This window comes from Kitasatospora sp. NPDC056800, assembly GCF_042789775.1.
Classification (GTDB): domain Bacteria; phylum Actinomycetota; class Actinomycetes; order Streptomycetales; family Streptomycetaceae; genus Kitasatospora.
In genome coordinates this window covers 1-8,019 of sequence record NZ_JBHUAL010000303.1, presented here as the reverse complement: position 1 = coordinate 8,019, position 8,019 = coordinate 1, and the positions used below count along the sequence as shown (strand labels likewise).

Below are 8,019 nucleotides of genomic sequence, written 5' to 3'. Positions count from 1 at the left end.
CCCGACCACTGCGGTCGGGGGCCTTCGTCGTCTGCCGCTACTCGGCGCTGGTCTCGCGCTGCTTGCGCCAGCGGATCCCGGCCTCGATGAAGCCGTCGATGTCGCCGTCCAGCACGGCCTGCGGGTTGCCGGCCTCGTACGCGGTGCGGACGTCCTTCACCATCTGGTACGGGTGCAGCACGTAGGAGCGCATCTGGTTGCCCCAGGAGCTGCCGCTGTCCTTGAGCGCGTCCATCGCCGCCTTCTCCTCCTGGCGGCGCCGCTCCAGCAGCTTGGCCTGGAGGACGTTCATCGCGGACGCCTTGTTCTGGATCTGCGAGCGCTCGTTCTGGCAGGAGACCACGATGCCGGTCGGGATGTGCGTGATGCGCACCGCCGAGTCGGTGGTGTTGACGCCCTGGCCGCCGGGGCCGGAGGCGCGGTAGACGTCCACCCGGAGCTCGCCCTCGTCGATGTCGACGTGGTCGGACTGCTCGACGACGGGGAGCACCTCGACACCGGCGAAGGAGGTCTGCCGGCGGCCCTGGTTGTCGAACGGCGAGATGCGGACCAGGCGGTGGGTGCCCTGCTCGACCGAGAGGGTGCCGTAGGCGTACGGGGCCTTCACGGTGAAGGTCGCGGACTTGATGCCGGCCTCTTCGGCGTACGAGGTGTCGTACACCTCGGTGGGGTACCCGTGCCGCTCGGCCCAGCGCAGGTACATGCGCATGAGCTGCTCGGCGAAGTCGGCGGCGTCCACGCCACCGGCCTCGGCCCGGATGTTGATCAGCGCCTCGCGGGCGTCGTACTCGCCGGACAGGAGGGTACGGACCTCCAGCTCCTCGACCGCCTTCTGGAGGGCGACGAGCTCGTTCTCGGCCTCGGTGCGGGTGTCCGCGTCGTCCTCGGCCTCGGCGAGCTCGAACAGCACGCCCAGGTCGTCGATACGGCTGCGCAGGCCCTCGACCCGGCGCAGTTCGCCCTGGAGGAAGGAGAGCCGGCTGGTCACCTTCTGCGCGTTCGCGACGTCGTCCCACAGGGTGGGGGCGGCTGCCTCCTCCTCCAGGACCGCGATGTCGGCCCGGATCTTGTCCAGGTCGATGACGGCCTCGATCGACCCCATGGTCGTATCGAGGTTCTTGAGCTCTTCGGAAGGATCGACGGCTGCCACGCCCCCAGGGTAATGGTTCCGGGAGTGGTCATGACGACACCCCCGGTCCCCCCGGCCTCACGACGGCGGCCACGGCCCCGGCTACGGCGCCCGCGGGGCCGTGCCGGACACCGCCGGACGGGCCGGGTGGCCGCCGTCCGGGACGGTGGCCGCGAAGGCCGTCCAGGCCGCGGCGGCGCCCGCCAGCAGCAGCACGGTGGCGATCAGCACGGCCAGCAGCCGGCGGCGGCGCAGCAGCGCCTGGCGGTCCCGGCGGTGGCCCGGGGCGGCGCGCTGGGCGCGGGACTCGAGCGCGTACGCGGCCAGCTCGTCGGCCGACGGGCGGCGCAGGCTGGTGTGGGTGTCCCGGGTGGAGTCCGGGGCGGCGCCGGGCACCAGCGGGACGGCCGGGCCGCGGCGGCGCTTGTGGATGCCGGGGCCGGCGTCGATCTCGGCGTAGACGGCCTCGCCGGGGGTCAGCTGCTCCTCGGCCGGGGCCCGGCCCTGGCCGGGCACGGCGAGCACCGGCAGGCCGGCCAGCGAGGGCAGCTGCTCGCGCAGCCGCGAGGCCAGCTCGGCGGCGCGCAGCCGGGAGGCCGGGGCCTTGGCCAGGCACTCGGAGATGATCCGCCACAGCCCGTCCGGCAGGCCGGGGATCGGCGGGACCTGCTCGGTGACGTGCCGGCGCAGCACCGCGCCGGTGTGGCCGCCGCCGAACGGGGTGAAGCCGGCCAGCAGCTCGTACAGCACGGTGGCGAGGGCGTAGATGTCGACGGCGGCGCGCGGCTCCAGGCCCTCGATGATCTCGGGGGCGAGGTAGTCCGGGGTGCCGATGATCCGGGTGGCCCGGGTGCGGCGCGGGGCGTCGACCAGGCGGGCCACCCCGAAGTCGGTGAGCTTGGCGCGCGGGGCGCCGCCGGGGCCGGGGGCGGCGGCGAGGTCGAGCAGGACGTTCTCCGGCTTGACGTCGCGGTGGACGATCCCGGCCGCGTGCGCGGCGGCCAGGCCGTCGGCGACGTCGGCGATGACCGAGGCGGCGGTCTGCGGGGGCAGCGCGCCGTCCCGCTCCAGCCGGGAGCGCAGGTCGGTGCCCTGGACCAGCTCCATCACCAGGGCGAGGTCGCTGCCGTCCACCACCATGTCGCGCACGCCGACCACCCGGGGGTGGTCGAGGCTGGTCAGCGCGGTGCGCTCCTGGACGAAGCGGCCGACCAGCACCTGGTCGGCGGCGAGGTCCTCGCGCAGCAGCTTGACCGCCACCGGGCCGTCGGGCCCTTCACCGAGCCAGACCGTCCCGGCCGAACCCCGGCCGATCACCTGGTGGACGGTGTACCGGCTGCCGATCTTGCGTGCCAATGCTGCTCCGTGGGCGGCGCGGGAGCGCTCCGGGGGTCCGGCGCGCTCGGTGGGGCGGGACAACAGCGACCAACCTACGCGCCCGGAGGGCCTGCGGGGGCCGCCCGAAGGGCCCGGAGCGGGAGTCCCGGCCGAGAAATCTCGATAATTGTCGACATAGCGTCAATGTGGCCGCCCGGGCGGGCCGGAGGCCGGAACGCCGTCCGGACCCGGACCGGTTCCGGCTCCGGATCGGCTCCGGCCTCGGGCGGCGCTACTTGCCGAAGAGGCTGTTCGCCCAGTCGCGCGCCGAGTCGAACCAGCCCACGACGTTGTCCCAGTAGTGCGGCAGCGGCGTGAAGTTCCACAGCGCCACCCCGGCCACGGCCAGCACCAGCAGCACCATCAGACAGCCCTTGAAGCAGCCGAGCCCCGGGATGTACATCCGGTTGCGGCTGCGCGGGCGCGGCTCGCGGGCCGGCCCGGGCTCGCGGCGGGCCGGGGCCGGCGGCTCCTCGCGGCGCTGCGGCGGGGCCTCCCGGTACTGCGGCGCGGGCGGCTCGGCCCGGCGCGGCGCCGGGGTGGGCGCGGGCGGCGGCGGGTAGCCGCCCTGCGACTGGCCGTACCCGCCCGGGGCCTGCCGGTAGCCGCCGGGCGGCTGCGGACGGCCGCCCTGGCCCCGCTGGCCGCCCTGGCCGCCCTGGCTTCCCTGGCCGGCCTGGCCCGCCTGGCCCGCCTGGTAGGGCGGCGGGGCCACCGGCGGGCGCTGGGCGTAGCCGGGCGGGGGCGGGGCCTGGCGGTAGCCGCCGGGCTGCTGCCCGCCGGGGCGCCCGCCCGGGGCGCCCTGGCCCGGCCGGTGTCCCTGGCCGCCGTGGCCGCCCGGGCCCCCCTGCCCGGCCTGGTAGGGCTGCGGGGCGACCTGCGGCTGCGGGAGGTCCTCGTAGTCCTCCGGGCCGAAGTAGCCGACCTGGGTCTGCTGGTTGCGGTCCCGCGCCGCGCGCAGCTGGGTCTGCCACGGGTGCGGCGCCTCCTCCTGCGGCGGCCCGGCGGGCGGGGGCGGCGGCACGGCGGCGGGCGGCATCACCCGGGTGCGGTCCGGGGCGCCCTGCGGGGGCGGCGGCTGGGTGCCCATCACCGCGGTCGCCGCGGCCGGGTCGTACTGCCCGCTGGTCGGCGGCAGCACCTGGGTGTGGTCCTCGGCGCCGGGGGTCGTACCGGGGACCATGAAGCCCGGGGCCAGGGCGCCCGGCACCATCGCGGGCGGCAGCGGCGGCATGCTGCCGGGGACGGCCGTCGGCTGCGGGTCCGGCAGCAGCAGGGCGCCGACCGCCAGCGCCTCGTCCACCGCCGCCGGGGAGGCGTGCACGCCGACCCCGGCCGCGACCACCCGCAGCGCGTGCGCCAGCGAGGTGGCACCGGGCCGCTGGGCCGGGTCCTTGCGCAGGCAGCGCTCGATCACCGTCCAGAGCGGCTCGGGCATGGTGCTGGGCCGCTGCGGCTCCTGGGCCAGGTGGGCCTGGAGCACGGCGAGGGCACTGTCGCCCTGGAACGGCTGGCGGCCGGTGACCAGCTCGTACAGCATGATCCCGGCGCCGTACACGTCCACCGCGGAGGTCTGCGGACGGCCCTCGGCGGACTCCGGCGCGACGTAGGCGGGGGTGCCGACGAACTCGTGGGTGCGGGTGACGCCCGGGGAGTCGGCGAGCCGGGCGATGCCGAAGTCGGTCAGCAGCGGGTGCATCCGCTCGACGCCGTCCACCACGGTGGAGGCGAGCATCACGTTGGCCGGCTTGAGGTCGCGGTGGACGATCCCGTCCGCGTGGCTGGCCGCCAGCGCGTCCGCGACCTGGGCCATCAGCAGGGCGCCGGCGATCGGGCTGAACGGGCCGTTGGCGCGCAGGTAGCGGGCCAGGTCGGGGCCGTCCACCAGGTCCATCACCAGGGCCAGCAGCTCGCCCTCGACGACCAGGTCGCGGACCCGGACGATGTTGGGGTGGGTCAGCCGCAGCAGCAGGGAGCGCTCGCGCAGGAAGCGCATCACCACGTCGGGGTCGGCGGCCAGCTCCTCGCGCAGCACCTTGATCGCCACCCGCTGCCCGGGCGGGCAGCCCGGCACCTGGACGTCCTCGCGCACCACGCCGCGCCAGACGGTGCCGGTCGCACCCCGCCCGAGGGTCTCATCCAGCAGATACTTGCTGCCGACTGGCCGCACCTGTCGCACTCCTCGCCGTGCCGCCCGCGCGGGGCGCTCCTCCGCCGGTGCGGTGAGCCTGCCGGGCCCGTGTCTGCGGCCACTCTAACGGTGACCGTACGGGTTTTTGAGGTGGTCGGTAGGCCATCCGCACGGTCTGGGGAAGGGTTGGGGGAGATCCCCTAGGGAAGGTCCCCGGGACGCTGCGAGGGGGCGGCAAACCTGACTCTCCGTCGCCCCCGCCACGGCCACGATCGCAAGATCGTCAAATCCGGTACGGTGCGCGGACCGTCCACGACGGATGGCAGGATGGACACTCGCCACTCGTGTGGCCCAACGGTGCCCTTGGCACCGGGCAGCGGCACCAGGCTTCACATCAGCAGAAGGGACCCGCGGGCGAGATGCAGATCCGGCTGACCGTCCTCCGACCGCGCAGCGGCCCGTCCGCCGCCGGCTCCGCCATTCCCTACGTGGACGTGCTGGTGACCGCGCCCGTCGGCACCGCACTCGGCGCCATCGCGGGCGCGCTCGCGGGTGCCGTGGGCGTGCGCGGGCCGCGGGCCGCCACCCACGTACACCTGTACGCCGGGGCGCACCGGGTCGACGAGCACACCCTGCTCGGCCACCCCCCGCTGCTCGACGGCGCCGTCCTCAGCCTGAACGAGCCCGACCCGACCGCCGACGACCCCGACGACGCCCCCGCCGCCGCCGAACTGCGGGTGGTCGGCGGCCCCGACGCCGGCGGCGTGCACCGGCTGCACGGCCGGGAGATCCGGATCGGCCGCTCCGCCGAGGCCGACGTCCCGCTCGACGACCCGGACGTCTCCCGGCTGCACCTCTCCCTGCACCTCGCCGAGGACGGCCGGATCTCCGTACGCGACCTCGGCTCCACCAACGGCACCGCCCTGGACGGCCGGCTCGTCCCGCCCGTCCCGCCGGAGGCCGCCGTCCCGCTGGAGCCCGGCGCCGTGCTGCGGATCGGCGAGTCCACCCTCCAGGTGACCGCCCCCGACCCGGCCGAGGCCGCCGGAGCCGTCCGCGCCGCCCTGCCGGACGGCCACGGCCACCTCCAGCTCGCCGCCCCCGGGCCGGTCCGGCCCGCACCGCCCGTGGTCGAGCCGCCCGCCGCCCCCGAACCCGCGCCCGGCCGCGGCCGCGGCCTGTTCTCCCTGCTGCCCGGCCGCGCCGCCGAACCGCCCGGCCAGGAGAGCGCCGAGCGCCACCACGCCGCGGTGCGGCTGCGCCAGACCGCCGCCCAGCGCGAACGCTGGCCCGACCTCGCCACCCTGCTGCTCAACGCCGTCGGCCCCGGCCCCCGGCTCTGGGAGCGCGGCCCCGGCCACCCCGACGCGCTCACCCTGCGGCTCGGCACCGCCGACCGCCCCGGCGGCCCCGGCACCACGCCCGGCACCATGCTGCCCGCCGTCCCGGTCACCCTCGACCTGCAGACCGCCGGCAGCCTCGGCCTCAGCGGCCCGCGCGAGCGCCTGGACGCGCTCACCCGCGCCGTCGTCGCCCAGCTCGCCGCGCTGCACCCGCCGACCGGGCTGAGCCTGGTCGTGGTCGACGCCGACCCGGCCCGCGCCGCCGAGGACCGCGTCGACACCTGGGCCTGGGCCCTGTGGCTGCCCCACCTGCGCCCGGTCGACGGCCAGGACTGCCGGCTGCTGATCGGCCTCGACGACGAACAGGCCACCGCCCGGCTGACCGAGCTCACCGCCCGGCTCAGCGGCCCCAGCGGCCTCGGCGGCCACCCCGCCACCGTGGTCGTGGTCGACGGCCGCCCGGCCACCGAGGCCGCCCGGCAGGCGCTCGACCTGCTGCTGCGCCAGGGCCCGGCGGTCGGCATCTTCCCGATCTGCCTCGCCGAGCAGCCCGAACTGCTCCCCCGGGGCCTCGGCGCCACCGCCCTGATCACCGGCGAGGTCGGCACCCAGCTGTCGCTGTCCCGGCCGGTCGCCCGCGGCCGGGAGACCCTCCACGAGGTCTCGCTGGACGCCGTCTCGGACGCCTGGGCCGAACGGCTGGCCCGGGTCCTCGCCCCGCTGCGCGAGGCCACCCCGGCCGCCCGCGGCCCGCTGCCCGACGTGCTGCGGCTGCTCGACCTGCTGCAGCTCGACACCGTCACCCCGGCCAAGCTGTCCGCCCGCTGGGACGCCCACGCCGGCGGCATCGGCGCCGCCACCGCCCTGCTCGGCACCACCCGGGACGAGCTCTGCACCCTCGACCTCGCCGACCCCGAACTCACCGTCCCCTCCCCCGACCCGGGCGGCCCGCACCTGCTGATCGGCGGCGCCCGCGGCTCCGGCAAGACCGAGCTGCTGCGCACCCTGGTCGCCTCGCTCGCCGTCTCCGAGCGGCCCGGGCGGCTCGCCGTCACGATCATCGAGGGCCGGGCCACCGCAGACGGCCAGGACGGACTGGACGGCTGCACCGAGCTGCCGCACGTCAGCGGCCGGGTGAACGCCGCCGCCGACCCGCGCGCCGCGCTGCTCGCGGCCGAGGCGCTGGAGGACGAACTCACCCTGCGGGAACGGCTGTTCGACGGGCTGGACTTCGCCTCCTGGCACGCCGCCCGGATCTTGGACGGGCAGAGCCTGGACGCGCAGAGCCTGGACGGGCCGGAGGCGGACGCCGAGCACCCCAAGGTCCCGGTGCCCGCCGCCGTCGGCGGCGGAGCGGCCACCACGCCCCGGATCATCCCGCCGCGCAGCGCGGAGGGCCCCCGCCCGACCGGCCCCGCCGCTCCCCCCGCCCGGCTGGTCGTCGTCGTCGACGACTACGACGCCCTGCTCTCCCCCACCTCCGCCGCCGGCCGCCCGCTCGCCCGCGCGCTGGCCGCCGTCGCCCGCCGCGGCGGACCGCTCGGCGTCCACCTCGCCGTCGCCACCGGCCGCCCGGAGGAGAGCGCCGGCACCGAGGTGGACGAGGCCGCGCTGCTGCGGATCGCCCTGCGCACCGAGGACCCGGCCGACTCCGACCTGCTGATCCACCTCGGCGACGCGGCCGCCCTGCCCGAGGACACCCCCGGCCGCGGCTACCTCCGCCTCCCGGACGGCGGCGTCACCGCCTTCCAGACCGCCCGGATCAGCGGCCGCATCCCGCGCACCGCCACCCTGCGGCCCACCGTCGTCGCGATAGACCCGCTCCAGCTCGGCGCCCCGCCGGCCCGCCGGCCCGTCCGCGAACTCGGCAACGGCCCCACCGACCTCGCCCTCCTCGCCAGCGCCCTCCAACGCGCCGCCGCCCGCTGACCCCTCCGGGGCCACCTCGCCTCACACCCCCTCGTCCAGCGCGGTGCGGATGCGGCCCGGCGTGACATCGATGATGCGCGCTTTGTTGTGGACCGAGTCGGTGATGACGC

At 76.9% G+C, this 8,019-nt stretch carries 4 protein-coding genes; 1 reads left to right on the top strand and 3 read right to left on the bottom strand.

Annotation, left to right across the window (positions count from 1 at the left end; genetic code table 11):
- Positions 1-37 precede the first annotated feature (37 nt).
- The 3 genes from prfB to ACFRQN_RS38680 form a co-directional block, all read right to left on the bottom strand.
- Entirely contained in the window at positions 38-1,150 is a 1,113-nt protein-coding gene (gene prfB, locus ACFRQN_RS38690) for a peptide chain release factor 2 (protein WP_049653430.1), read from the bottom strand.
- An 81-nt stretch (positions 1,151-1,231) separates the two neighbouring features.
- Positions 1,232-2,485: a serine/threonine-protein kinase gene (locus tag ACFRQN_RS38685; RefSeq protein ID WP_117488036.1), complete on the bottom strand. Its 1,254-nt coding sequence runs from the start codon at positions 2,483-2,485 to the stop codon at positions 1,232-1,234.
- Between the two features lie 253 nt (positions 2,486-2,738).
- Complete coding sequence (locus ACFRQN_RS38680) at positions 2,739-4,676, bottom strand: protein kinase (protein WP_380745288.1); 1,938 nt, start codon at positions 4,674-4,676, stop codon at positions 2,739-2,741.
- A 380-nt stretch (positions 4,677-5,056) separates the two neighbouring features.
- Here ACFRQN_RS38680 and ACFRQN_RS38675 point away from each other — a divergent pair, with 380 nt between their 5' ends.
- Positions 5,057-7,909 carry an FHA domain-containing protein gene (locus ACFRQN_RS38675; protein WP_380745286.1) on the top strand — a complete coding sequence of 951 codons (2,853 nt, stop codon included), beginning with the start codon at positions 5,057-5,059 and terminating at the stop codon, positions 7,907-7,909.
- The last annotated feature ends 110 nt before the right edge of the window (positions 7,910-8,019 follow it).

Bases quoted from the DNA above. Each gene is read 5' to 3' on its own strand.
- ACFRQN_RS38675 (WP_380745286.1), top strand. From the start codon at position 5,057: ATGCAGATCCGGCTGACCGTCCTCCGACCGCGCAGCGGCCCGTCCGCC.